The 25,686-nt window shown below is 59.4% G+C and carries 24 protein-coding genes; 12 read left to right on the top strand and 12 right to left on the bottom strand.

Annotated elements, in window-relative coordinates:
• Positions 1-33: 33 nt before the first annotated feature.
• The gene (locus IEV38_RS11495; RefSeq protein ID WP_188396349.1) at positions 34-390 is read right to left on the bottom strand and encodes a response regulator; all 357 of its coding nucleotides are present in this window, start codon (positions 388-390) and stop codon (positions 34-36) included.
• Positions 391-392: 2 nt separating this feature from the next.
• On the bottom strand, positions 393-1,874 hold the full coding sequence (locus IEV38_RS11500) for an ATPase domain-containing protein (protein WP_188396350.1): 1,482 nt from the start codon (positions 1,872-1,874) through the stop codon (positions 393-395).
• 223 nt (positions 1,875-2,097) lie between these two features.
• Here IEV38_RS11500 and IEV38_RS11505 point away from each other — a divergent pair, with 223 nt between their 5' ends.
• Positions 2,098-2,469 (top strand): response regulator, encoded by a 372-nt coding sequence (locus tag IEV38_RS11505; protein WP_188396351.1) that lies wholly within the window; start codon positions 2,098-2,100, stop codon positions 2,467-2,469.
• Between the two features lie 54 nt (positions 2,470-2,523).
• Here IEV38_RS11505 and IEV38_RS11510 read toward each other — a convergent pair whose 3' ends face one another.
• Positions 2,524-2,982, bottom strand: coding sequence for a hemerythrin domain-containing protein (locus IEV38_RS11510; RefSeq protein ID WP_188396352.1), 459 nt, complete (start codon positions 2,980-2,982; stop codon positions 2,524-2,526).
• 127 nt (positions 2,983-3,109) lie between these two features.
• Positions 3,110-4,249, bottom strand: a complete 1,140-nt coding sequence (locus IEV38_RS11515; protein ID WP_188396353.1) for a DSD1 family PLP-dependent enzyme — start codon at positions 4,247-4,249, stop codon at positions 3,110-3,112.
• A gap of 359 nt (positions 4,250-4,608) precedes the next feature.
• On the opposite strand from IEV38_RS11515, the gene IEV38_RS11520 reads away from it, so the two are divergent.
• From IEV38_RS11520 to IEV38_RS11530, 3 genes are all read left to right on the top strand, one after another.
• Entirely contained in the window at positions 4,609-5,568 is a 960-nt protein-coding gene (locus tag IEV38_RS11520; RefSeq protein ID WP_229729005.1) for a Bug family tripartite tricarboxylate transporter substrate binding protein, read from the top strand.
• Between the two features lie 65 nt (positions 5,569-5,633).
• Entirely contained in the window at positions 5,634-6,158 is a 525-nt protein-coding gene (locus IEV38_RS11525) for a tripartite tricarboxylate transporter TctB family protein (protein ID WP_188396355.1), read from the top strand.
• 13 nt (positions 6,159-6,171) lie between these two features.
• A complete protein-coding gene (locus tag IEV38_RS11530) occupies positions 6,172-7,674 on the top strand; it encodes a tripartite tricarboxylate transporter permease (RefSeq protein WP_188396356.1) in 1,503 nt (500 codons plus the stop codon).
• 112 nt (positions 7,675-7,786) lie between these two features.
• Here the strand turns inward: IEV38_RS11530 and IEV38_RS11535 are convergent, their stop codons facing one another.
• Complete coding sequence (locus tag IEV38_RS11535; RefSeq protein WP_188396357.1) at positions 7,787-8,500, bottom strand: GntR family transcriptional regulator; 714 nt, start codon at positions 8,498-8,500, stop codon at positions 7,787-7,789.
• A gap of 253 nt (positions 8,501-8,753) precedes the next feature.
• Here IEV38_RS11535 and IEV38_RS11540 point away from each other — a divergent pair, with 253 nt between their 5' ends.
• From IEV38_RS11540 to IEV38_RS11560, 5 genes are all read left to right on the top strand, one after another.
• Positions 8,754-9,977: a pyridoxal-phosphate-dependent aminotransferase family protein gene (locus tag IEV38_RS11540; protein WP_188396358.1), complete on the top strand. Its 1,224-nt coding sequence runs from the start codon at positions 8,754-8,756 to the stop codon at positions 9,975-9,977.
• Between the two features lie 133 nt (positions 9,978-10,110).
• Positions 10,111-13,107: an FAD-binding and (Fe-S)-binding domain-containing protein gene (locus IEV38_RS11545; RefSeq protein ID WP_188396359.1), complete on the top strand. Its 2,997-nt coding sequence runs from the start codon at positions 10,111-10,113 to the stop codon at positions 13,105-13,107.
• 70 nt (positions 13,108-13,177) lie between these two features.
• Positions 13,178-14,131 (top strand): lactate/malate family dehydrogenase, encoded by a 954-nt coding sequence (locus tag IEV38_RS11550; protein WP_229729006.1) that lies wholly within the window; start codon positions 13,178-13,180, stop codon positions 14,129-14,131.
• 216 nt (positions 14,132-14,347) lie between these two features.
• Positions 14,348-14,755 carry a GlcG/HbpS family heme-binding protein gene (locus IEV38_RS11555; protein WP_188396360.1) on the top strand — a complete coding sequence of 136 codons (408 nt, stop codon included), beginning with the start codon at positions 14,348-14,350 and terminating at the stop codon, positions 14,753-14,755.
• Positions 14,756-14,932: 177 nt separating this feature from the next.
• Positions 14,933-15,706: a phytanoyl-CoA dioxygenase family protein gene (locus IEV38_RS11560; RefSeq protein WP_229729007.1), complete on the top strand. Its 774-nt coding sequence runs from the start codon at positions 14,933-14,935 to the stop codon at positions 15,704-15,706.
• A 196-nt stretch (positions 15,707-15,902) separates the two neighbouring features.
• Here the strand turns inward: IEV38_RS11560 and IEV38_RS11565 are convergent, their stop codons facing one another.
• From IEV38_RS11565 to IEV38_RS11595, 7 genes are all read right to left on the bottom strand, one after another.
• Positions 15,903-16,148, bottom strand: coding sequence for a hypothetical protein (locus IEV38_RS11565; RefSeq protein WP_229729008.1), 246 nt, complete (start codon positions 16,146-16,148; stop codon positions 15,903-15,905).
• Between the two features lie 400 nt (positions 16,149-16,548).
• Positions 16,549-17,781, bottom strand: coding sequence for a porin (locus IEV38_RS11570; RefSeq protein WP_308633624.1), 1,233 nt, complete (start codon positions 17,779-17,781; stop codon positions 16,549-16,551).
• A 154-nt stretch (positions 17,782-17,935) separates the two neighbouring features.
• Entirely contained in the window at positions 17,936-18,676 is a 741-nt protein-coding gene (locus IEV38_RS11575; RefSeq protein WP_188396362.1) for a YoaK family protein, read from the bottom strand.
• An 85-nt stretch (positions 18,677-18,761) separates the two neighbouring features.
• The gene (locus tag IEV38_RS11580; protein ID WP_188396363.1) at positions 18,762-21,182 is read right to left on the bottom strand and encodes an acetamidase/formamidase family protein; all 2,421 of its coding nucleotides are present in this window, start codon (positions 21,180-21,182) and stop codon (positions 18,762-18,764) included.
• A gap of 128 nt (positions 21,183-21,310) precedes the next feature.
• Positions 21,311-21,505, bottom strand: a complete 195-nt coding sequence (locus IEV38_RS11585; protein WP_188396364.1) for a DUF1427 family protein — start codon at positions 21,503-21,505, stop codon at positions 21,311-21,313.
• A gap of 44 nt (positions 21,506-21,549) precedes the next feature.
• Complete coding sequence (locus tag IEV38_RS11590) at positions 21,550-21,759, bottom strand: XapX domain-containing protein (RefSeq protein WP_188396365.1); 210 nt, start codon at positions 21,757-21,759, stop codon at positions 21,550-21,552.
• 142 nt (positions 21,760-21,901) lie between these two features.
• Positions 21,902-23,326, bottom strand: a complete 1,425-nt coding sequence (locus IEV38_RS11595; protein ID WP_188396366.1) for an acetamidase/formamidase family protein — start codon at positions 23,324-23,326, stop codon at positions 21,902-21,904.
• Between the two features lie 386 nt (positions 23,327-23,712).
• On the opposite strand from IEV38_RS11595, the gene IEV38_RS11600 reads away from it, so the two are divergent.
• From IEV38_RS11600 to IEV38_RS11610, 3 genes are all read left to right on the top strand, one after another.
• Positions 23,713-24,477: a DNA-3-methyladenine glycosylase gene (locus IEV38_RS11600; RefSeq protein WP_229729010.1), complete on the top strand. Its 765-nt coding sequence runs from the start codon at positions 23,713-23,715 to the stop codon at positions 24,475-24,477.
• A gap of 288 nt (positions 24,478-24,765) precedes the next feature.
• A complete protein-coding gene (locus IEV38_RS11605) occupies positions 24,766-25,104 on the top strand; it encodes an ArsR/SmtB family transcription factor (RefSeq protein WP_188396367.1) in 339 nt (112 codons plus the stop codon).
• 69 nt (positions 25,105-25,173) lie between these two features.
• Positions 25,174-25,680 carry an arsenate reductase ArsC gene (locus tag IEV38_RS11610; protein WP_188396368.1) on the top strand — a complete coding sequence of 169 codons (507 nt, stop codon included), beginning with the start codon at positions 25,174-25,176 and terminating at the stop codon, positions 25,678-25,680.
• The last annotated feature ends 6 nt before the right edge of the window (positions 25,681-25,686 follow it).

A 25,686-nucleotide genomic window follows, 5' to 3' on the forward strand; every position in this document is an offset into this window, starting at 1 on the left:
GCAATGCGGTGTTCGGGGAAGGGGGCGCGGTATTCAGTCCGCCAGCAGCGCCCTGACCTTGTCGATCAGTTCGTCGAAATGAAACGGCTTCTTGAGGAAGCCGTCGATGCGCACGCTGGCGAGATCATGCTGTTCGGGGGCGGCGCTCATCAGGATGAAGGGCACCGCTTCCAGCAGGCGGTTTTCCTCCACCTTCTTGCGGAAGGCGACGCCGTCCATCACGGGCATCATGCAATCGGAAATGATGAGGTCGGGAATGCGGTTCTCGAGCAGCGTGAGCGCCTCGCTGCCGTTGGAGGCGGTCAGCGTCTCGAAACCGTGTACCTCGAACAGCAGGCTGAAGGTTTCCGTGATGTCGATTTCGTCGTCAACGATCAGGATCAGTTTCATCGTTACGATGCCGCAGGCAGCTTCTTCTTGATGTCGGAAATGGTGCCGTCGACCGTGACGCCCTGATCGGAAATGATCATCAGGTGATTGGCGTTGTCGTAGCCGTTCTCGCGCAATTTCATGACCGAGATCTGACGGTAATGGACATCCTCGTGCTCGACGAACTCGAGCAGCATGATGTTCTCGTACAGCGCCGACGCCGACGAGTTGCTGCGGCAGGCATTGTCCTTGAAGTACGGCAACTGCTCGGTGACGAAGGTGGTCACGCCGTTGACGCGCAGTTCGTTGACCAGCGCGATCAGGAAACCGGGCGCGCGATCGGGATGCATGGCGAGATGGCGGATGCCCTCCACGCCGTCGATGAACAGGCGCTTGACGCCGCGTTGCCTGACATTGTCGAGGATGCGGCAGGCCAGTTCGTCGAGCAGGACTTCGAGCGGCAGTTGCCACATGATGTCGAGCTGGCCGCCGGCATGCGGACTGCCGAGATCGAGGCCGATGCGGCGCGCCTTTTCGATCAGGCGCTGCGGCGATTCGAAGAAACCGACGATCAGGCACGGGTCGCCGGCCTTGAGACCCTGATCGATGAAGTGCAGCCCCATCGAGGTCTTGCCGACGCCGGGACTGCCGAGCAGATTGGTGACCGAGGCCTTGACGATGCCGCCGCCGATCACGCGGTCCCACGATGCGATGCCGCAGCTGATGTACTCGCTGGAGGCGGGCGCCGGAACGTTCTTCTTGCCGACCGTGGTTTCCAGCCGCGGATACATGACGATGCCATCGGGCTGCACGTCGAATGCGTGCTTGCCGAGCAGGTGGTTGGCGCCGCGCATCTTGAAGACCTTGATCTCGCGCACCAGCCGCATGCCCTGCTCGTACTGGCTCAGCTCGATCAGGCCGTCGACCAGCGTGTTTTCCGAATCGGGCACATTGCCTTCCACCGGCGACAGCAGAAAGGTGGTGCAACCCATGGTCGCCACCAGCGAATTGAGCGAGTGCATGAATTCCGACAGGTCGAGGTCGGACGGACTGGCACTGCGCACCGAGCGGAAGCCATCGACGATCAGGATGCCCGGCTTTTCTTCGGCCAGCGAGGCCGTGATCAGCCGCAGCAGTTCGCGCAGGCCGCCCTTGGCCAGGCTGGCGTAGGCGCTGTGCAGCATGATGCGGTTGCCGATCAGCGTCTCGTCATAGAACGAGAAGTTGCTGAAATGGTTGATCATCTTGGCGTGCGATTCGGCGATCAGCGTCAGGATCAGGACTTTCTCGCCGTTGCGCGCATGCGCGAAACCCATCTGGCAGGCGAGCGTGGTCTTGCCGCTGCCGGCCAGGCCCTGGATCAGGTACAGGCTGTGCATGGGCAGGCCGCCGCCGAGAATTTCGTCGAAGCCGGGAATGCCGGTCTTCAGCAGCCGGATGCGACCGGCGGGGGAACGGGAGGTGCCGGTTGCCGAAGTGTCGCGTGATGTGTGTTCGTGGGCCATGATCTTCGAAGGCGTGTGATGGGCGGCCGGTAAGGCCGCGGCGAAGTGCCAGGGCAGCAACATAGCATATGCGGCTGCGCCTCGTTGGGCATTCAGCGCCGCCGCCGACAGACAATGTTTTGCAGCCGGATGAAGTGGCATTTTCTCACAGCAGATTTTCCTTTTTGCCTACATATCTTGCGACGGCTTCATGCGACCATGCGCAAAACGGAATGGAATGCCTATGAAAACGGTATTGATAGTGGATGACGAGCGGGATGCGGTCGATGTGCTGAGTCTCATGCTCGAAATGAACAGCTTCGAAGTCATGGTGGCGTACGACGGTGCGCAGGCGACGGGCATGATCGAGACGAGACGGCCGGACCTGATCCTGTCCGATTTCATGATGCCCGAGCTGGATGGCGCCGCCCTGTGCGAAAGAATGAAATCCGATCCCGACACCGCGCATATTCCCTTCATCCTGATGACGGCCGCCATCAAGCCGCTCGACGAAATTCCGGCCGATTCGGTCATCAAGAAACCGGTCGAACTCGGCGTGCTGCTCGACACCTTTGCCTATTTTCTCCAGCGCGGAGGCACGGCCCGCTACGCGTGACCGCGCATGATGCCGTGACCGTTTCCGGCCACGGCATCATGCGCGCACAATCTCCTACTTGGCGGCCAGCACCGCATGCATGCGCCGATAGTCCTTGCGGTATTTCGTGGCGAGCTGCGATTTCTGCACGTCGGACAGGATCTTCCCCGAAATCTGGAAGAACTTCTTTTCCTCTTCCTTCAGATGATGATGCACGAGCTTCGACAGCTTTTTGGCGTGCGTCAGCCATGCCTCGCCGGACGGGTCGAGGCTGGACAGCTTTTCGACCTCCTCGTCGATCTCGTGGTGTTCCGACAGCGCATGGCGTGACGGATCGAGCCCCATGTCGTCCATCAGCATCGGCACGTACAGATAGCGTTCCTCGGCGGCGGCATGCGCGGCCAGTTCCTCGGCGAGCTCGCGGCACAGCCGGCGCCGCGTGTCGCCCGCCGGCCTGGCGCGCACCAGCTTGCGGCACAGCGTGCGTTGCACTTCGTGACTGGCTCTGAGGGCTTCATAGATATTTTCCTGCATGGCTTGTCCTTTCGATCCGGAGGGAGCCGGTTCGTGAAACGGAACCGGCGCATGCCGGATGGTAGCCACGGGGCATCTTTCCTCTCGGTGCTGTTCCGCACATTGCGGGCACCGCTGCAGCCGATCGCTACTGGCTCAAGCCGCGCGCGTCGATCGCCCACAGCGCTTCCACCACGCCATCGCGCACGCAGACGAACTGGTCATGAAGATTGCAGGTCGGGTCGCAATGGCCGGGAATCAGCAGCAGCCGCTCGCCGAGCCGGTCCGGCTGCTGCGCGTCGACGAGATGCAGGATGCCGTGTTCGTCGTTGGCCGCCGTGTAGCGAAGGTCTGCCGCCGCCGCGCCATGGACGCGCGGCAGGCCCGAGTCGACCGCCACCCCCTTGAGGCCGACATCGCACACCGCCATGCCGGGCTTGGCGGTGCTCATCACGGTGCTGGCGATGAACAGGCCGTGGCGCGGACGGAAGCCGCCCAGCCATTCGCTCGAACCGTAATGACCGTCGAGGAAGATGTAGGAACCGGGCTGCAGTTCGGTGAACACGCCGCTGGCCGCATCGAACTCTACCGTGCCGGTGCCGCCGCCGGTGACCACCGGGCAGGGCAGGCCGCGCGCTTCCAGAAAGCGCACATAGGCGGCTGCCTTGTCGGCCGAGCGCGCCGCCGCCACGCGTCGCTGATCCCATTCCGCCACGTGCTGAATGCCGCCGTGATAGGCCTGCAGGCCGCCGAAGCGCAGGCCGGGATGCGCTGCAATGGCATCGGCCAGCGCTGCCAGTTGTTCCTCGCTCGCCACGCCGCAGCGGCCCTGGCCGATATCGACTTCCGGCAGTACCGCGATGGTGACGCCGGCCGCGTCCGCCGCTGCACCGATGTCGCGGACCTGCTGCACGTGGTCGACACAGATGCTGAGCGTGATGTGACGCGCCAGTTCGATTGCCATGGCGACCTTGTCGGCGCCGACGAACTCGTTGCTGATATGGACGTTGCGTATGCCGGCCCGCACGAAGGGATAGACCTCGGTCAGTTTCTGGCAGCAGATGCCGACCGCGCCGGCCTCGAGCTGGCGCTGCGAGATCGCGCTCGACTTGTGCGCCTTGGCATGCGGCCGCAGCGCCACGCCGGCTTTCTTTGCCATGGCCGCCATGGCTCCGACGTTGGCATCGAAGGCATCCAGATCCAGGATCAGTGCCGGCGTGCTCACGCGCTCCAGCGGATCGCCGATGCGGGCAAGGGGAGGAAAGGCTAAATGGACATCCACACTCATAACGCTCCTTTAAATTGCATGCAAAATTTTCGTTAAGGTTTCGCCGGAAGCGCAGCGCTGGTGCAGAAAGGCGCTGTTTTCAGAGGAGAGCTGTTACAAAAAACTTTGATTGACAATGATTGAAATTATTCTCAGAATGTATATTGTATTCAATATTCTAAATTTAGCCACATCAATAGCTGGGATAATTTTCAAGAAAGGTAGTAAATCCGATGGCAGAAGCAGGTCATCACCCATTCAGGATGTGAGCCTCCGTGTTCACAGCTGATGCAGATTAAGTCAATAAAAGGCAACCCGCCTCAATATAAGGAGACAGCATCATGCAAAACAGCATTATTCGTCGTTCCAGCAAAATAACGATGTTCATCGCAGCCATGGGTACCGCCCTGAGCGCTGCGGCCTGGGAGCCGACCAAGCCGGTCGAACTGGTCGTTCCATTCAGTGCGGGCGGTGCGTCCGACCAGATGGCGCGTAACATCCAGGGCATTATCACCAAGCACAATCTGATGAAGCAGCCGCTGATTGTGCAGAACAAGGCCGGTGCCAATGGCGCCGAAGGCCTGCTGGACATCAAGGCATCCAAGGGCGATGCGCACAAGATCATCGTCGCTTCTTCCTCCATCTACACCACGCCGCTGGCGACCAAGTTGCCTTTCAACTGGCGCGAAGTGACGCCGATTGCGATTGTGGCGCAGGATCTGTTCGTTCTCTGGGTGAATTCGCAAGCTGGTTACAAGAACCAGAAGGAATTCATCGATGCCGTCAAAGCGAAGCCGGAAGGTTTCAAGATGGGCGGCACTAGTTCCAAGCGCGAAGACCACATGATCACGACGATGATCGAGAAGAAGACCGGCGCGAAATTCCTCTACATTCCTTATAAAGGCGGTGGTGAGGCGGCAACCCAGCTTTCCGGCGGTCACATCCAGTCGAATCCGAATAACCCTTCCGAATCCATCTCGCAATGGCGTGCTGGCGAACACCAGGCGCTTTGCGTGTTCTCCGATACCCGTATCCCTTACAAGGAAAAAATCACCAAAGACAAGGCCTGGTCCGACATTCCTACCTGTAAGGAAGAAGGGCTGGACGTGAAGTATGAAATGCTGCGCATCTTCCTGATGCCGGGCGGTGTGAAGCCCGAGCAGCAGCAGTATTACGTCGATCTCCTGAAGAAAGTAACGGAGACGCCGGAATGGAAGAGCTACCTGGAAAAGAATGCACTGAAACCCGAGTTCATGACGGGCGACGAGCTCAAAGGCTTCCTCGAGAAGGATGAGCAGTTGCACAAAACGATCATGACCGAAGCCGGTTTCACCAAATAATTTTTCACCTGACTGCAGAGCACGGTACACGGACCGCTCTGCAGTCACCAAACAGGTAGCTGAACATGCAAACTCCCGAAATCAATACGACGGAGGAGGAGCGCGTCTCCTCGCCAACCGTCATTACCATGCGCACGGCGGAAATCGCCGTTGCGGTCATTCTCGGACTCGCTTCTGCCTGCACCATCTGGAGTAATTACCAGCTTGGTGCAGGCTGGGGTGGTTACGGTCCCGAACCTGGTTACTTTCCGCTGCGCTTAGGCGTGGTGGTGCTGATCGCGGCGGTCTTTGTCGTCTTTCATGCGATCCGCGAAAACAATCAGGATGCCTTTCTCGAGATCGAGCAGGCCAAACTGGTCGCCGTCATTCTCGTGCCGCTGATGATCTTCATCGCGACCATCGGCTTCCTCGGCATTTATGTTGCGTCGGTACTATTCATCGCAGCCTTCATGCTTTTCCTCGGCAAATTCCCATGGTGGAAGTGCGTACTGGTATCGGTGGTCATGATGGCAGTGTTCTTCTACGTATTTGAAATTCAGTTCAAGGTTCCGCTGCCCAAAGGGCCGCTGGAAGCCATGTTCGGTTATTAAGCAAGGAGCGATCATGGAAGAACTTAATGCATTAATGGGCGGCTTTGGTCATGTGTTGAGCATGCACAACCTGGGCCTGATGTTCGTCGGTATCCTGCTGGGTATTGTGGTTGGCGTGTTGCCGGGACTTGGTGGTCCGAATGGTGTGGCGATTCTGTTGCCGCTGACGTTCTCGATGAACCCGACTTCCGCCATCATCCTGCTCTCGTGTATCTACTGGGGCGCGTTGTTCGGTGGTGCGATCACGTCGATTCTGTTCAACATTCCGGGTGAAGCGTGGTCGGTTGCCACGACCTTCGACGGCTATCCGATGGCACAAAAAGGCAAGGCCGGCGAAGCACTGACGACGGCTTTCACGGGTTCGTGCTTCGGCGCGCTGTTCGGTGTGGTGATCATCACCTTCCTGGCGCCAATCGTGGCGAAGTTTGCGTTACGGTTCGGGCCGCCCGAATTCTTCGCCGTCTATTTCCTGACCTTCTGCAGTTTCATCGGCATGGGTAAGGAACCGAAAGCCAAGATCATCATTTCGATGTGTATCGGTTTCATGCTGGCAGCGGTTGGTATGGATACGGTCTCGGGCGAACTGCGCATGACATTCGAGGTGCCTGAATTGCTGCGCGGCTTCGACTTCCTGGTGGCCGTCATCGGTTTGTTCGGTATCAGCGAAATTCTGCTGACGATGGAAGAGGGTCTGGCATTCAAGGGCAAGAAAGCCACCATCGATCTGAAGGTCGTGTTCAAGACCTGGGCATCGCTGCCGAGGTACTGGATGACCCTGCTGCGTTCGTCGGTGATCGGTTGCTGGCTTGGTATCACCCCGGGTGGTGCCGTTGCTGCATCCTTCATGGGATACGGTATGGCAAAGAAGATGTCGCGGGATCCCGATTCGTTCGGCAAGGGCAATGAAGAAGGCGTACTGGCACCGGAAACCTCGGCACACGCCGCCGGTACCAGTGCGCTGCTGCCGATGCTGGCACTCGGTATTCCGGGTTCGGCCACCGCAGCTGTGCTGCTGGGCGGCCTGATGATCTGGGGTCTGCAACCGGGACCGATGCTGTTCGTCGAACAGAAGGACTTCGTCTGGAGCCTGATCGCCAGCATGTATCTCGGCAACATCGTCGGTCTGCTGGTGGTGTTGAGCACGGTGCCATTGTTCGCGGCCATCCTGCGCATTCCGTTCTCGATCATTGCACCGGCCATCATGGTCATCTGTGCCATCGGTGCATTCACGGTACACGGCGCGTCGTTCGATATCTGGCTGATGGCGATCTTCGGCGTGGTGGGCTACATCTTCAAGAAGCTGCAGTATCCGTTGGCACCGATGGTGCTGGCACTGGTACTCGGCGATCGTGCAGAAGATGCATTCCGTCAGACCATGGTCGGTTCCAAGGGTGAACTTGGTGTGTTCTGGAGCAATGGCCTGGTCGGTACCGTCATGACCTTGGCATTGATCGCTCTGCTCTGGCCGCTGATCGGCAGCCTGATCAGCCGTCTGCGTGCACCGAAGCATGCCTGATATGCATCGCTATCCCGCACGCGGGCTGGATTAAAAAAGCCTGGGGATTCCCAGGCTTTTTTTGGCGATGGCAACGAATCAGACGTCGACATCGCTTGTCGTGATGCGCTCGTCAGTTGTTGACGGCTTGTTTGCTATTCATTCTGCGCAGCTCTTCCATGACCGAATCACGCTTGTCCAGCAAGTGCTGGCGCAGGATGGCAGCCAGACGCTTGCCGTCGCGCGTTTCGAGGGATTCGATCATTTCTTCGTGTTCCTTGATGGCGCGATCCCACTTCGCTTCCTTGAAGTTGGATTTGAAGCGATGTGTTTGCAGGCGACGATTGACCGACAGGTAGATCTGGCGCAGCACGGAGTTGCGTGCGGCTGCGTTGATCTTGTTGTGAATTGTCTGATTGCGGCTGTAGTAACCCGGCAGGTCATTTTCGGCACGGCACTGGAGCATGGCGTTGTGCAGGTCCTTGATTTCGACGATCTCGGCAGGCGAGATGCGTTCTGCAGCAAGCTCACCGGACAAGGCCTCCAGGCCGCTCATCATTTCAAATGTCTCCCAGATTTCGGTGTCGCTCATTTTGGAGACGAATGCACCGCGGTTGGGAGCGATTTCGATCAAGCCTTCGGAGGCCAGCACCTTCATGGCTTCCCGCAGCGGCGTACGCGAAATGCCAAGGCGTTCGCAGACTTCGCGTTCGTTGAGCTTGGTGCCGGGAGCGAGGGTGCCCTCGATGATGAGTTTTTGTAAATGTTCGACGACAGCGTCGTGCAGACGCTGCCTTTCGACCTTCGGCAGGATCGGGCTGCTGACGGGCAGGACGGTATCACTCATGGTATGCCTGGAAAGTGTCTTATGTATGACGTCATTTTAATGCAATTGCATGCAATCTGGAAAACTGTATCACGGTGCTTCGTGGTGCAATGCACAGCAAAGCTATGGCTTTCGCATGCTTTTCAACGTAATCAGTTACATGCGTTGCATTACTGCCACGCGAAAATTGCATGCAATTTCTTTACTCGGCTAAAAACATCTGCTAAAGTATTTTGTATGCAATATTCAATTTATGTTTTTTGAGGAGATAGATATGTTGACGCTTGATTTTCATCCCGCTGGTCGCCACTTCCTGCAGATTCCCGGCCCGAGCCCGGTGCCGGACCGCATCCTGCGCGCGATGAGCTACCCGACGATCGACCACCGCGGCCCCGAATTCGGCGCGCTGGGCCTGAAGGTCCTGTCGGGCATCCAGAAGATCTTCAAGACCACGCAGCCGGTCATCATCTATCCGGCTTCCGGCACCGGCGCCTGGGAAGCGGCGCTGTCCAACACGCTGTCGCCGGGCGATCACGTGCTGATGTACGAAACCGGCCACTTCGCCACGCTGTGGAAAAAGATGGCCGAGGCGCTGGGCCTGAAGCCCGAATTCCTCGGCCTGCCGGGCATCGAAGGCTGGCGCCGCGGCGTGCAGGCCGACATGATCGAAGCACGTCTGCGCGACGACAAGAACCACTCGATCAAGGCCGTCTGCGTGGTCCACAACGAGACCTCGACCGGCGTGACTTCCAACATCGCCGCCGTGCGCAAGGCGATCGACGCCGCCGGCCACCCGGCGCTGCTGCTGGTCGACACGATCTCGGGCCTGGCCTCGGCCGACTACCGCCATGACGAATGGGGTGTCGATGTCACCGTCTCCGGATCGCAGAAGGGCCTGATGCTGCCGCCGGGCATCAGCTTCAACGCCGTCTCGCAAAAAGCGATCGAAGCCAGCAAGACCGCCAAGCTGCCGCGCGCGTTCTGGGGCTGGGGCGAGATCATCGAGATGAACAAGACCGGCTACTGGCCGTACACGCCGAATACCAACCTGCTGTATGCGCTGCACGAGTCGATCGAGATGATCCTCGGCGAAGGGCTCGACAACGTCTTCGCGCGCCACCAGCGCTTGGCCGCCGCCTGTCGCGCCGCGGTGCAGGCCTGGGGACTCGAGGTGCAATGCGCCGATGCGGCCGTGTATTCGCCAGTGTTGACCGGAGTGATGACGCCGGAAGGTGTGGACGCCGATGTGGTGCGCAAGGTGATTTACGAGCGCTTCAACATGTCGCTGGGAGCTGCCCTGGGCAAGATGAAAGGACGCATGTTCCGTATCGGTCACCTAGGCGAAGCCAACGACCTCACGTTGATGGCCACCCTGGCAGGTTGCGAGATGGGCCTGAAACTGGCAGGCATCAAGCTGGCCGGCAGCGGCGTGACGGCAGCGATGGAATCCTTGGCGACGAACGAGCAGCAAGCGCCGCGCTTGAAGAAGGCTTCCTGAAGCGAACCCACAACCAACGTTCAACACCGTCGATGCCCGATCTCGATGTCGATGTCTGATGCGTGCCGCAACATGACGTTGCGGTACGCAGTAATACGCCCGCACCACGTTGTGGGCAAAGGATGTATGCACCATGACCGTGAAGCCGATTCATTTCGCACGACAAGCCAGCCCTGTAACTAGCCCGCTTGCCGCACGCCTGCGCAAAGAACTGCGAGGAGACGTGCTGTTCGGGCAAGCCGATCGCGGGCGTTACGCAACCGATGCATCGATCTACCAGATCATGCCGATAGGCGTGGTGGTGCCGCGCGATCAGAAAGACTTGTTGCTGGCGCTGGAGATTGCGCAGTCTGAAAAGGCGCCGATTCTCGCGCGTGGTGGCGGTACCAGCCAGTGCGGTCAGACAGTGGGCGAAGCACTTGTCATCGATAACAGCAAGTGGCTGAACAACGTAATCGAGTTCGATGCGGTAGCGCGGACCATCATTGTCGAACCCGGCATGGTCCTCGATCATCTGAATGCCTGGCTGAAGCCTTACGGCCTCTGGTTCCCGGTAGATGTCTCGACCGCGGCGCAATGCACGATCGGCGGCATGGCCGGTAACAATTCCTGCGGTTCGCGTTCCATCGAATACGGCAACATGGTGCACAACGTGCTCGCGATCGATGCCGTGCTGGCCGACGGCACGCAAGGCCGGTTCGAAACCATCGACGCCATGGTGCAGACGCCGCGCCTGCAATCCATCGTCGAACGCATCCAGCAGATCGCGCAGCGCGAACATGCGGAGATCATCGAGCGCATTCCCAAGGTGCTGCGCCGCGTCGGCGGCTACAACATCGACGTGTTCGACTGCCAGAACCCGCGCGCCTATACCGACGACGGCAAGGCCAACCTCGCGCACATCCTGGTCGGCTCGGAAGGTACGCTCGCCTACAGTCGCCAGATCAAGCTCAAGCTCGCGCCGCTGCCCAAGCACAAGGTGCTGGGCGTCATCAACTTCCCGACCTTCTACAAGGCGATGGATTCGGCGCAGCACATCGTCAAGTTGCTGCCGGTGGCGGTCGAACTCGTTGACCGCACCATGATCGACCTGTCGCTGAACATCGCCGCCTTCCGTCCGGTGATCGAGAAGGCGCTGGTCGGCTCGCCGCAGGCGATCCTGCTGGTCGAGTTCGCCGGCGACGACCAGGCTGCGCTCGTGCAGCGGCTGGCGGCGCTGTCGGACCTGATGAGCGATCTCGGCCTGCCGGGCATGGTGGTCGATATGGTGGATGCCAACGAGCAGAAAGCGCTATGGGACGTGCGCAAGGCCGGCCTCAACATCATGATGAGCATGAAGGGCGATGGCAAGCCGGTGTCCTTCATCGAGGATTGCGCGGTGCCGCTCGAACACCTGGCCGCCTATACCGACAAGCTGACCGAGGTCTTCCACAAGTACCACACCGAAGGCACGTGGTACGCGCATGCGAGCGTGGGTACGCTGCACGTGCGGCCGATTCTCGACATGCGCCGCGACGGCGCGGCCGACATGCGCGCGATCGCGGAAGAAGCATCGGCGCTGGTGCGCGAATACAAGGGCGCCTATTCGGGCGAGCACGGCGACGGCCTGTGCCGCGGCGAATGGGTGGCATGGCAGTACGGCCCCAGGCTGAACCGCGCCTTTTCCGAAATCAAGGACCTGTTCGATCCGGACAACCGCTACAACCCGGACAAGATCGTGCGGCCGCCGAAGATGGACGAGAAGTCCAACTTCCGCTTCAAGCCCGGCTACCGCGAACTGCCGCTGCAGACGAAGCTCGACTGGTCGGCGTGGAACGTCAAACGCGATCCGGCGACCGGCGTGGAAACGCCGCCCGGCACCGGCGACGACCTGACCGGCGGCCTGGCGAAGGCGGTCGAGATGTGCAACAACAACGGCCACTGCCGCAAGTTCGACGCCGGCACCATGTGCCCGAGCTACCGCATCACCAAGGACGAGCGCCACGTCACGCGCGGCCGCGCCAACACGCTGCGGCTGGCGATCTCGGGCCAGCTCGGCGACGACGGTCTGGCCAGCGCCGAGGTCAAGGAAGTGCTCGACCTGTGCGTCTCGTGCAAGGGCTGCAAGCGCGACTGCCCGACCGGTGTCGATATGGCGCGCATCAAGATCGAGGCACGGGCGGCATGGGCCAAGCGCAATGGCATCACCTTGCGGGACAAGCTGGTTGCATTCATGCCGCGTTATGCGCCGGTGGCGAGTCGCTTCGGTGTCTTGCTGAGCGCAGGCGAAAAGTTGCCCTTCATCGGCAACTGGGTCAAGAAAGCGATCGGACTGGCACCGCAACGTTCGTCGCCTGCATTCAAGACGTCCTTCCTGTCGAAGGTCTCTGCTTCGCCGGCCAAGGCGAGCGGCATGGAAGTGATGCTGTTCGTCGATACGTTCAACAATTACATGGAACCGGAAAACGCACGCGCAGCGCAGCAGGTGCTGGAAGCGGCCGGTTACCACGTGCACTTCAATACACGTCAGGGCGAACGCCCGCTCTGTTGCGGTCGTACGTATCTGTCTGCAGGGTTGGTCGAACAGGCCAAGGAAGAGGCGCGTCGCACGCTGGATGCGCTGATGCCTTTCGTCGAGCGCGGTGTGCCGATTGTCGGTCTGGAGCCATCCTGTCTGCTGTCCCTGCGCGATGAGTTCCTGAACTACGGTTATGGCGAGGAAGCGCGTCGTCTGGCAAACAATGCATTCCTGTTCGAGGAGTTCCTGGTACGCGAACGCAAGGCCGATCGTCTCAAGCTGGATCTGAAACCATTGCCATCGAACAAGGCGATGGTGCACGGACACTGTCATCAGAAGGCGTTCGATGCCTTCCGTCCCGTGCCGGAAATTCTCAAGTGGATTCCGGATCTCGATGTCTCGGTGATTGAATCGTCGTGCTGCGGCATGGCCGGCAGTTTCGGTTATGAACACGAACATTACGAGGCATCGCTGGCGATGGCGGAACTATCGTTGCTGCCGGCCATACGCAAAGCGGAGAAGGGAACGATTTTCGTTGCCGACGGGACGAGTTGCCGGCATCAGATTCAGGATGGGACGGAAGAAACGCCGTTGCACGCAGCGCGCGTGCTTGCGATGGCATTGCAGCAATGAATAAGTTGAAGCGCTAGGTAAGTCCGGATTGGCCAGAGGCCAGCGTTCATATTCACACAGGGGAAATGCAATGCAGAATCAAACATCTATGAAAATGGCTATCGTCGGCGTCGGGGCGGTTGGTGCGGCAACGGCTATGACTATCGTGCTGCGGGGTCATGTGCACGAACTCATTCTTATCGACAAGGATGCAGCCCGCGCCAAGGCGGTGGCGACTGACATGAAGTACGGCGTGCCACTATCGCCACTGATGACCGTCCGTGCTGGCGACTACGAGGACCTGGAAGGTGCCGGCCTCGTCGTCATCACGGCCGGTATCAACGAAAAAGCCGGCGGCGCGACCGACCGTTCGGACCCGGCTGGGCGCCTTCGCTTACTCGACACCAACGTCAAGATATTCGAAGACATTGTGCCGCGCATCGTCAAAGTGGCGCCTCAGGCGGTGATCCTGGTCGCAACGAATCCTCCTGAGCCATTGGTCGAAGTCGCGCGACAGCTCGCCGGCCATGATCGCGTCATGAGTACTAGCACAGCACTCGACAGCCTGCGCTTCCGCGTGCATCTGGCGGAGCGGCTGAGTGTAAGTCCTGCCTATGTCAATGCCCACGTAATCGGCGAACATGGTACGTTCAGCGTCTTCCTGTGGTCGTCAGCGCGCGTCGGCAGCTTGCCAATCAAAAACGTGCTTGCCAAGAAAAACATCGAGTTTGAGGCTTTCCGTAAGGCAGTTGAGGACGATGTCCGCTACGCCAACATCACAATTATCGAGGGCACAGGCGCGAGTCAGTACGGCATCGGCATGGTTGTAGGCCGCGTCGCAGAGGTCATCCTGCGCGACGAGCGGGCAGTGTTTCCGGTCGGTTCGCATAACCGTGATTACGGCATCACACTTTCGCTGCCGAGCGTCGTCGGCGCGGCCGGTATTTGTGACGTACTGATGCCGGAAATGACGGAGGGCGAACTTGCCGGCCTTGTGCGCAGCGCCGACCGCCTGCGCGAAGTGACAGGAAAATACTTGCGCTGACGTGGAACATCAGCCGCCATCCTGAGTTACGCAAGCGCTTGCGGACAGCTGACACCATTTTCGGCAATTACAAAATTCCCTTTTAGACTTTTTAACTCCAACTGGAAGCATGGCTTGCGGTTGCCGCAAGATTTATGCGTATAGGCTCAGTACACATCGCGACTGACCGCACGCATTGTCTATCGACAATGTCAGCTCATTTTTAAAGGAGGCACTATGCAAACAAAACAGGTTCTTACACTCGAAGAAGTCAAGAAAATCGCTGCCGGCGCTGAAACAGAAGCAAAACTGCACAAATGGAATGTGACGATTGCTATCGTTGACGATGGTGGTAATTTGCTATGGCTGCAACGCATGGATAGTGCCGCACCGATTTCGTCGCACATTGCGCCAGCCAAAGCAAAAACGGCCGCTCTCGGTCATCGCGAATCCAAAGTTTATGAAGACATCATCAATAATGGACGTTATGCCTTCATGACGGCCCCAACGCTGGAAGGTATGCTGGAAGGTGGCGTACCGATCATGGTTAACGATCAATGCGTTGGCGCAGTTGGCGTTTCCGGTGTCAAATCCAACGAAGACGTGCAGATTGCCAAGGCAGGTATCACTGCGCTCGGACTTTGATTTAGTCCATTCCTGATTAACTCATAAACTGGACGCATAATCTTGCGGTTGCCGCAGGATTATGCGTCTAGGCTCATCCTGCATTTCATTAACATTCCGGCAGAAGCGCGCTGACAGCGTGACACATGATTCTTTGGGCAAGAGGCCCATTTTCATCTCATGAATTCGCAGCCCACCATGACGTCGGATACGGGGTTATCTGAAACGCAAATCACCCAATTCGCGCGTGATGGCTTTCTTGTGTTTCGCGGCATGGCTGATAAGGCTATATGCGAACATATGCTCACCGTCGCCTCCCGACAATTACAGGAAGCAGCGCAACCGCTGGAGTTCGAAGCCGAGCTTGGCTACGCAGGCGCGCCGTCATCACTCGAGGCTGAAGGCGGCCGAACCGTTAGACGCCTGCGCGGCGCCTATGATCGCGATGCATGCTTTCACGACTGGGCTGAAGATCCGCGTATCGTCGATAAGGTGCGTCAACTGGTCAACGAACCGGTTTGCCTGACACTTGCACATCACAATTGTGTGATGACCAAACATCCGCAGTACGGCACCGCAACCGGCTGGCATCGCGACATTCGCTATTGGGCATTCACCCAACCAGATCTGATCTGTGTGTGGCTGGCGCTTGGCGAAGAAACTTCGGCCAATGGTGGCTTGCGCTTCATCCCTGGCTCACATCGCTTGCAGATCCCACGCGATCAATTGGATGATCTGCTATTCCTGCGCCCTGAACATCCTGCCAATCAGGCGCTGTTTGAACAAGGACAAGCGATCGAGTTGCATCAGGGTGATGTGGTGTTTTTCCATAGCCTGCTGTTCCATGCAGCAGGCGTCAATACATCCAACGTCGTGAAGAAATCGGTCGCCTTTGTTTATCACGGCTGCAGCAATCAGCCCTTGCCAAACACGCGCTCATCGTCGGCAGCAGACATCCGTTTATCGGATTAAGCTTGTATCGCAAGTGATACTAAAACGCCCTTCAACGAAGGGCTTTTTCTTTTCTGCGTACCTTAATCCTTGGGCGTGCATGGCAGGTAGCTTCGGCTACGAGGAAGAGCACTACGAAGCCTCGCTGGCGCTGGCCGGCAAGGCGTGAGCCGGTTACGCAGTTTTCCTCATGGTTGTCCGGCCAGACCGGATACGCTCAGTCATGCGACTGGCCGGGCGCAGTCGTCTGCCGCGCACGGGTAGCGCGCGCGAGGGTTTGCACCGCACCCAGCAGATCGCCCTTGCTCATGTCGCGCTCGACATGGACGCCGCAGCTGGCGGCTTCTTCGAGATGCTCGGGCGAGGCCGCATCTTCCTGATCCTCGCGCACCGTGATGGATTGGCGGATTGCATACTCGAGGCTGGTCAGCCGGCCGACCAGATAGTCGGCGAGATGGGTCACTTTTGCAGGTTCCAGGATAGTGCTCCTTCGTGCGTCGGGATGCCGCCCGGATGCGGCATGCTCATGCCGCGATGATACCGCCGGAAAATGAAAAGGAGCGATGCAAACCTGCATCGCTCCTTGGCACATCGTTGCGCATCTTCACGCATCGTCGAATTGGTGCCGGTATATTTTCGAACCGCCGGCTCCGGTGATGGGTGATTGCCATGTCTTCATGCCAATCAGTGACGCTACTGTAGCGGTGCAGACCGGCGGCCGGCAACGAATCATTTCCGATATGAATATGGCCTGAGCGTTTAAGAATCTTCGGTAATTTGCTTATCCGTTTTGCCCATTCCGTTCCGTGCCATGAAGCCGGGCCCGAGTCACCGGGCCCGGATGTCTGCTCCGATGTCCGTCGTCAGAAACGCTGGCGAATGCCCACGCCCACGCTGACTGCGTTGGATTGCTCGGTGATCTTGTCGACGCTGACCACGCCATAGATATCCGTGCGCTTGGAAAAGAAATAGTCGTAGCCCAGCGAGGCCGTGTTGCGCACGATCGACGACTGCACGTCCGAGCCGCCCAGAACGGCGCTGAAATCGCCTTTTGCCTTCACATTGGTGCGTGCCCACGAAAACAGCACCGAGCCGTTGCCGGCGGGGATGCTGGTTCCCAGCTGCACCGTGTTCGATTTGAGATCGTACTGGCTGTCGTCGGCCGCGCCGATCAGTCGCATCGTCGAGTAATTGAGGGTGCCGAACAGTTTCATGAAGCGCAGGTCGTAGGCGCCGCCGACGAACCAGGTATCGTTCTTCGAGGCGGACAAGGTATACGTCGCGCCGCTCACCCTGTTGTAAGGCGTGAAGCTGAACACCTGCGAATCGCCGCTGACGGTGGCGTCGAGCGGATTGTTGACCTTGACCGACTGGAAGTAGGCGCCGAAGGAAAGCGGCCCCTGCTCGTACATGGTGTTCACGCCGAAATTGTTCTTGCCCGAGTTGCCGGCCTGTTCGCCGAACTGGAAGAACAGGCTGGTGGTGAAGCCGCCGAGCTTGGGCGTGACGTACATGATCTCGTTGCTCCAGCCGGTATCGCCGGAAACGGTGGGCGACCAGGCCTGGCCGCGATAGCTGCCGGCGGAAGTCTGCGTATGCAGTTCGAGCGGAGCGAATGCGAACGAGCCGCCGAACGGGCTGAAGCTCAGCGTCGGGATGAAATTGGGTGCCAGGTTGCGTCCCACGGAGACGCTGCCGAACGAACCGGACAGGCCGACATTGGCATCGCGCGAGAACATCGTATCGCCATCAAAGCGACCGCTGGCACCGCTGTCCGGGCGCAGGAAGCCGGTCAGCGCGAAATGCGCCTGCAGGCCATTGCCCAGGTCTTCCTTGCCCTTGAAGCCCCACCAGGAGGTTTCCATGCCGCTGCTATCGACGACCGAGGTCCGGCCGTTGTCGCCGCTGCGCTTGATGGAACCGGCGTAGGCATCGATGGTGCCGCCTATCTGCACGGAGGTCTGCGCCAGCGCCGCCGTTGATGCCATGCACGCCGCCAGGCCCAGCATGCCGCCCATGGCAGCATGCCGCAGCGATGTTTCCGAAGCGCGTCCTGCTGCGCGCAAGACGCTTCCCTTCGTTGCGATTTCCTTCATTGTCTCTTCTCCTCTTGTATTTGTATTTGCGCGACGAGCGCGCAATCGGGCGAACCGAGCAATCTCGATTTGCCTTGCCGATACTAGGAGAGAAGGAGAATGCGATCTTGTCCGTCAACGAACAAATCATTGTCCGCAGGACGATGCCGGGAAACTACTGCCGTTTCGGTGCGCGTTCCGCCTGGCGCCTGGCATCGCGCGCTTCGGCATAACCGAGTACCAGAAGCAGCACGATGGGCAGCAGCAAGGCCTGGAAGCCGAAGCGGAAGCAGGCGAAGGCCGCGATCAGTGCACCGAGGCCGAAGGCGATCATCGGCCAGAAATGCTTGGCGCATCGGTTGCGCGCCTTCTTCCCGCCGCGACCCTGGAGAAGTTCGATGAAATCGATCACGAGCTGCGTGACGTTGCCCGTCATCATGACGGTCGGTGCGAGTTCCGGCAGCAGCAGGCGGCCGCAGGCACCGTGCACGCCCATCGCCATTGCGCCCGTGATGCCGGCGAAAATGGCCGCGCCCGACATGTTTTCTTCGATCGGCCCGGCGACGAGGCCGACCAGCATGAAGACGGTAAGCAGCACCATCTCGACCGCGTACAGCGCGAGCAGTGCATTGCTTCCCTTGCGCTGGCAGCGGGTCGCGATCATCTTCGCCAGCGCCACACCGATGATGAAGGCCGGCAGGGCGAGAATCTTCAGCAGCGGGAAAGTATGTCCGGGCGTGGCCATTTCTGCGCCGAGCAGGACGAAGTTGCCGGTGATGTGGGCGGTGAACAGGCCGAACAGTGCGATGAAGCCGAAGGCATCGACATAGCCGGCCAGAAAGCCGAGCGCGATATTCAGGGAGAGTGTCGAGCGCAGTCTCCCGTGGGCCTGGGCGCGTCGCAGCAGCGATCGCATGCCTAGCGGCCTACCACGATGGAGCGGGTTTCACGCGCGCCGACATGACGCACTCGCTGCAACCGGACGATGAGGAAAGCGTGCTTCATGAAATATCCGGAAACAGCGATTTGCGGACGATGGCATGCACGCCCCAGTTGCCGTTCACCACCTGCGTCACGCCGAAATCCACGCCGACCGAGATCAGCGAGATGGCCTCGTCCTCGGTGAGTTTGTGCGCGGTCATCAGGTAGCGCCGTACCTTGCGGAAAGCGTCGCGCATCGCCAGGTCCAGCGAGGCGTTCTTATAGACATCCGTTTCCGCCAGCGGTCCCAGTTGCGCCAGGTGATTGGCATAGCTGAAGCCCTGGATCACCCATTCGGTCTCGGTCTCCAGGAACGGATAATCGAGATCGGCGAAGAAGCCGCCCTCCAGGTTCTTCTTCTTGTGCAGCAAGAGCTGGAATTTTCCGCTCAGTGAGCATTCGATCGCCGTGCCGCACAGTTCGGAATCGCCTTGCGAGGCATGCGGGTCGCCGACCGAGAACAATGCGCCCTCGACCGCCACCGGCAGATAGAGTCTGGCACCCTTGGTGGCGCGCCAGTTGTCGAGATTGCCGCCGAAGTAGCTCGGCGGCACCGAATCGATCGGCTCCTCGTGCGCCGGCGCCACCGCCAGCACGCCGAAGTGCGGTCGCACCGGAATGCGCACGCTCTTGAGCACGTCGAAATTCTTCTCGATGGTGTCGTGATCAACCGGTACGCCCGGATAATCCATCGTTTCGTGTACCACGCCGAACGGATCGGTCTGCGGTGTCCAGCGGAAGTTATAGACCGCCTTGGCGCAACTGCCGTGGTCGGCATCGAGGATTTCATAGACGGTCACGACCTCGCGCGGCTTGGGCTCGGTCAGCAGGTCGTGATAGTGAAAGCCCCACCACAGCGCCGCGTTGCTGCCGAACGACTGGCCGGCGTACTTTGGGTTGGCGGCCGGCCTGGGCATGACGTCGAGGATACGTATTTCGAGCACGTCGCCGGGTTCGGCATCGCGTACATAGACCGGTCCGGTGCAGATATGCACGCCGAAACCTTCGCCCGCGCCGCGGCCGAAGATCGAGGCATCGATCGGCCCCGCGCCGCGGCGGTCGATGGCCTTCCTGTCCTTGTCCCAGTAGAAGATGCTTTCGATGCCGGCGTCGCCCTGGATCATGCGTTCGTAATCGTCGTAGGCGTGCTGGGTGACGGTTTCGATGGTCAGGCAGTCGCCGGAATCGATGGTCAGGATGGGTTTGATGAGACTGCTGAAGTAGCCCCAGTGCACGGTGTTGGCGGAAGCCGGGATGTAATAGTGCGTACCGGTCTGTTCTTCCTCGTCCGCGTCATCGGTCTTGTGCGCAGCGGAGCGCTTGGGCGTCAGCGCCAGCGAGGTTTCCAGCAGCGCCGCTTCCACCAGCACTTCGGCGAAGCGCGCGCTGCGCGGCAGTTCCTCGTTCTGCGCCAGCGCATTCTTGGCATGCTCGGTTGACGACGGCGTGGGCCGGCCGCGCAATTCGTAGCGCTTTTCGGCGGCGCGCGGTTGCGAGCGGTAGGCCTTGGGCGAGACGCCGTATTCGAGATGAAAGGCGCGGCTGAAGTTGGCGGCGTCGTTGAAGCCCCAGCGGAAACACAGTTCGGAGATCGTCAGATGCCTGAGGCTCTTGCTGGCGAGGTCGATGCGGCAGCGGTCGAGGCGGCGCTTCTTCACGTACTCGCCGAAGGTGGTGCCGGCCGAGGCGAACAGTTTCTGCAGATAGCGCGCCGACAATTGCTCGGAGCGGGCGATATCGACTGCCGACAGGTCGGGATCGGTCAGCCGAGCCTCGATGGTGCGGCAGATGCGGCGCAGGTGGCTGAGCTGCATCGAGGTTGACTGTTCGCCGTCGTCCTCGTCCTTGTGCGCGAGGCCGGCGACGAACATCGCGCCGAGCGCACCCTCCATCTGCTCGAGGTCCTCGGGACCGAGCGAGGGCAACTGGAAGGTGATGGTCTTGACGAATTCGAACGCGATGTTGCCGATGCCCGAGACCGACGAGATCTTGCAGATGTCGGACTTCCCGGTGTGCATCAGCCGCGATATGAAGTTGCTTTTTTCCAGCCGGATGACGCAGGCGCGAAACGCGGAGGCGAGTTCCAGCTTCCATTCGCGGGAAGAGTCCAGCAGGTAAATGTCGCCGGACGAGACGACCGCCGATTCGGCGCCGACGTCGATCTGACCGACGCCATCGAACAGCACGAATGCGGTGACGCAATCCGTGCGCACGAGCATGGCGGGGTCGCGCGCCGTGAATGCCTGCGGCGAGGCATTCAGCGTGCCGAATACGGAACCTGTCTGCGAAACGCCGAACGTGATGTAGCCGACCAGGGCGGCCTTGTTGCGGCTCGATATCTCGGAGCGCAGCGCCAGGCTGGCAAGCGCGTTCTGCCACGCCTCTTCACGCAGTTCCACCGGAAATGCGTCTGTAGAGAATGGTTGCGGATCGTCATGCATGCCTGGCCCTTTCGTTCCCGGTAGGGTAACTGAAACGAGAGCATCGGGCGTCATGTCGGACGGACATATTCCTTGCGCGCTGGCTGGATGAAAAAAGGGGGGGCGAGAATGCGCCCCCTGGATGATGCCTAGCTTACAAAGACCAGTTGTCCGCGCAGGGCGGCAACGAACAGGAAGCCGATGAAGGTGCCCAGGATGGCGAAGATGCCGCCAAGCACGTTGGGGGCCGGAATCGGTGCGCGCACCGAGGTATAAATCAATCCGGTAACCAGGCCGACGCAGGACGCCAGCAGTTCGGTGGTGCCAAATCCAATCTCGATCATGTATGTCTCCAGTTTTTATTGATGAATGGCGGTGCGGTGCGCGCTTATTCCTTGGGGTGGCCGAATACCACCGCCTTGCGGAAGACCTGCACGATCAGATAGCCGATGTAGGTGAAGATGATGGCGAAGATGCCGCCGAGGACGTTGGGCGCCGGGATCGGCAGGTTCAGCCATGAGTACAGCGTGCCCGTGATCAGGCCGACGACCAGCGCCACGATTTCGTTCCTGCCGATATAGACGTGTTCGGGTTTCATTCCAGTTCTCCTCCAGGGTGGTTGGCATATTTCTGCCGCTAAGACTCGGGTGGCCGGCTGCTCCTTGTTGTGGTTGTGGCGGAGCGGCAGCGGCATGTAAAAAAGTGCCGGCGGCGTTCACCGCCGGCACAAGGCGACATCCTCACTTGGGAAAGATGTCCTTCCGGATGATGGCGTGCACGCCCCAGTTGCCGTCGACGACCTGAGTCACGCCGAAGTCCACCGAGATGGAGATCAGCGAGATCGCCTCGTCTTCCGACAGGTTGCGCGTGTCCATGAAGAAGCGGCGCGTCTTGTTGAAGGCGTCGGTCATGGCGGTATCGAGCGAACCCTTGATCAGCGCGGTCGGGTCTTCGGCGCCGGCGAACTCCTGCAGATAGTTCGGGCTGCTGAAGCCGTGCACGATCAGTTCGCTGGCGGTTTCGAGCAGCGGATAGTCGAGGCCGTACAGCTTGGTGCCCGGCAGGTCCGCCTTCTTGTGCAGGATGAACTGGAACAGGCCGGTCAGCGAGCACTCGATGGCGGTGCCGCACAGTTCCGCATCGCCCTGCGACGCATGCGGGTCGCCGATCGAGAACATCGCGCCGGCCACCGAGACCGGGAAGAAGCAGGTCGCGCCCTTGCCGGTACGCCAGTTGTCGAAGTTGCCGCCGGTGTAGCTGGGCGGGTTGGACGAGACGATGTCCGCTTCCGCTGGCGCTACGGTCACCATGCCGAAGTGCGGACGCACCGGGATCTCGTAGCCCTTGAGCACATCGTAGTTGGGCGTGATCAGGCTTCTGTTGACGGGAATGCCCGGGTAATCGATGGTCGGATGCACGCGGCCCGAAGGATCGGTTTGCGGCGTCCAGCGATAGTTGTAGACCGCCTTGGCGAAGGTCTGCTGGCTGGTGGCGTCAACCTCATAGACGGTGATGACTTCGCGCTGCTTCGGTTCGGTGATCAGGTTGTTGTACTGCAGACCCCAGTTGGCCGCCACGTTGACGCCGAAGGACTTGCCGCGATAATCGGGATTGCTCGACGGACGCTGCATGGTGTCGATGATGCGCACCTCGAGCACGTCGCCCGGCTCGGCGCCATTCACATAGACCGGCCCGGTGCACACGTGCACGCCCATGCCGCCGCCGGCACCGGCCGGGTGGTCCATCGGACCCGCGCCGCGACGGTCGATCGCCTTGCTGTCCTTGTCCCAGTGGAAGATGCTTTCGACGCCGGCGTCGCCCTGGATCATCCGTTCGTAGTCGTCGAAGGAGTGGTGGGTGACGGCTTCGATGGTGGCGTAGTCACCGGAATCCAGCTTCACCAGCGGATCCATGGACTTGCTGAAGTAGCCCCAGTGGACGGTATCCTTGTTGGCCGGGATGTAGTAGTGCTTGACGTTCTCGCCTTCCTTCTTGGAAGGCAGCGGACGTTGCGTGACGCCGCCGGTACCTGCCTTGCCGCTGACTTTGGTACCGCCGATATTGGAACGTAGGCTGTGACGCGCTTCCGCGAACTCCGCCTGCAGGTCGGGGTCGTTCAGGTGAGAAAAGTGATTGCATCCAGCGCTGCAAATATGATCTGACATAAGTCTCCTGATTTTCTGATGGCACCACTTGATCGTGGTCTGTGTCAGATCATAGGAGCGCAGGAATCGGGATTCTTGTTCAGAGGCGCACTATTTGTTGTCGAATGTTGTGAGCGCGCTGTTGCAAGGCATCCTTAACTGCTATGTGGAGGGGCATATCTGAGCAGGTGGCTGGTGACCATGCAGTCATGTTCATGCGGTCGTCGAATGGGCTTGCAGGTGCGTATCATCCTTTGTCGCCTTGAGCGACGCGCATCGGTTGGCAGCCCTTGGAACACAAAAAGGAGATGGGACTTGTCGATACATGGTTTTCAGGACATGCGCCATCCTTCGATAGCAGGTTGTGTTGATGCGTGGCAATGTGGCAATACTTCAGGAAGATTTCGATGAAAGACGACATGCATGCAGCAGCCCCCGGCAATACTCGGCTTCATATGCTGGAGCCATCCTTCTTCAATCGCGACAGCCCTGCGCTGGCACGCGCGCTGATCGGCAAGGTGTTGCGCCGGCGCTGGAAAGACCAATGGCTGTCGGCGCGCATCATCGAAACGGAAGCCTACCGCCTGGATGACCGTGGCAGCCATGCATCGCTGGGCTACACCCACAAGCGGCGCGCCTTGTTCATGGAACACGGCGGAACCATCTACATGTACTACGCGCGCGGCGGTGATTCATTCAATGTCGGGGCGGCAGGCGCCGGCAATGCGGTCCTGATCAAATCGGCCTATCCGTGGATCGATGCGATTGCAGGGCCGGAAGCGCTGGCGATCATGCAGGAACAAAACCCAGGCGCCGGCGGCGAGATGCGGCCCCTGCATCGGCTGTGCGCAGGGCAGACCCTGCTATGCCGCGCGCTGGCGCTGCGTGTGCCGGACTGGGATGCGCGATCGTTCGATCCCGCCGAACTTTTCATCGACGACGTAGGCGAATCTCCGGAGCTTCTGATCCAGACGACGCGTCTGGGGATTCCGGCGGGACGGGACGAACATCTTCCCTACCGCTATGTCGATCCCGCCTATGCGCGCTACTGCACGCGCAATCCGCTGCGCCGGGGACAGACCGTGCCCGAGCATTACTGCTGGGTGGATCGGGATGGAAAGGTGGTGGCCTGCGAAGGATTACCGCCGGCAATGGCTCCATCATCCATATGAACGGCGGAGTTACGGACGCGCCGGAGATCTGATTCCGGTAATTGCGGTTTCCATAATTGTTGGCGTACCGTTGCTTTCAAAGAAACGCAGGCAGCAGCCAATACCGCGACAGAGTGTTCCGGCGACTAATGACGAGAGAAAACAATGTTCGTCGAGTGCGGGGTAGCTAAGTTACTGAGTTAATTACAGCTGCTCACTGCTCCAAAGTTTGTTGGCGATGCAGACATGACGCTTGCATTAATTCAATATTTCAACTATTGTTGAACAAATATTTCAAGGATTATTGAAGTGACTCCTAAAGCTGTCGTAGCCGCGCTTGGCGCATTGGCACAAGAAACACGTTTGAGCGTGTTTCGTCTTCTCGTACAAGCAGGGCGTGCTGGGCTATCAGCATCTCAAATTGCGGAAGGCATTGGCATCGCGCCGTCACTGCTCTCCTTCCATCTTAAAGAGCTTTTGCATGCCGGCTTGGTTACGCAAGAGCGTGAAGGTCGTTCACTCATCTACGCAGCTGATTTTGATGCGATGAATGGACTGCTCGGGTACCTGACCGAGAACTGTTGCGGCGGAAATCCATGCTCTCCCGATTCAAAGGTTGCCTGTGCTACAGAAGGCGGCTGCACGTAGAAATCTTCGTTTCTCCACCAGCTATATCAGCGTGTACGTGCACGCTAATTCACTCTACAAAGGAAAATCATGTCTAACAAGCAGTTCAATATCTTGTTTCTCTGTACTGGCAACTCCGCACGCTCCATCATGGCTGAAGCCCTTGTGACGACCATGGGCCATGGTCAATTCAAAGGCTACAGTGCTGGCAGTAACCCCAACGGCGTCGTCAATCCATATGCGATTGAGCAGGTCAAAAAGACGGGTTATCCAACGGACAATCTCCGTAGTAAAAGCTGGGACGAGTTCGCAGCACCTGATGCGCCTCACATGGACTTCATCATCACTGTTTGCGACAACGCCGCTGGCGAAGTGTGTCCAATCTGGCCAGGTCATCCATCATCGGCACATTGGGGATTTCAGGACCCTGCGGCTGTTGAAGGTACTGACGAAGACAAGCGTGCAGCATTCGAACGCGTCTTCAAGCAAATCTTGGCTCGCATGAACACCTTCGTCAGCTTGCCGCTCAACATGCTGGAGAAGCATGCCATTCATCAGGAAATCAAAAAGATTGGCGCAACTCCTGTTGCTGAGTAAGGACAG

The organism is Oxalicibacterium flavum, from assembly GCF_014635065.1.
GTDB classification, from domain to species: Bacteria; Pseudomonadota; Gammaproteobacteria; order Burkholderiales; family Burkholderiaceae_D; genus Oxalicibacterium; species Oxalicibacterium flavum.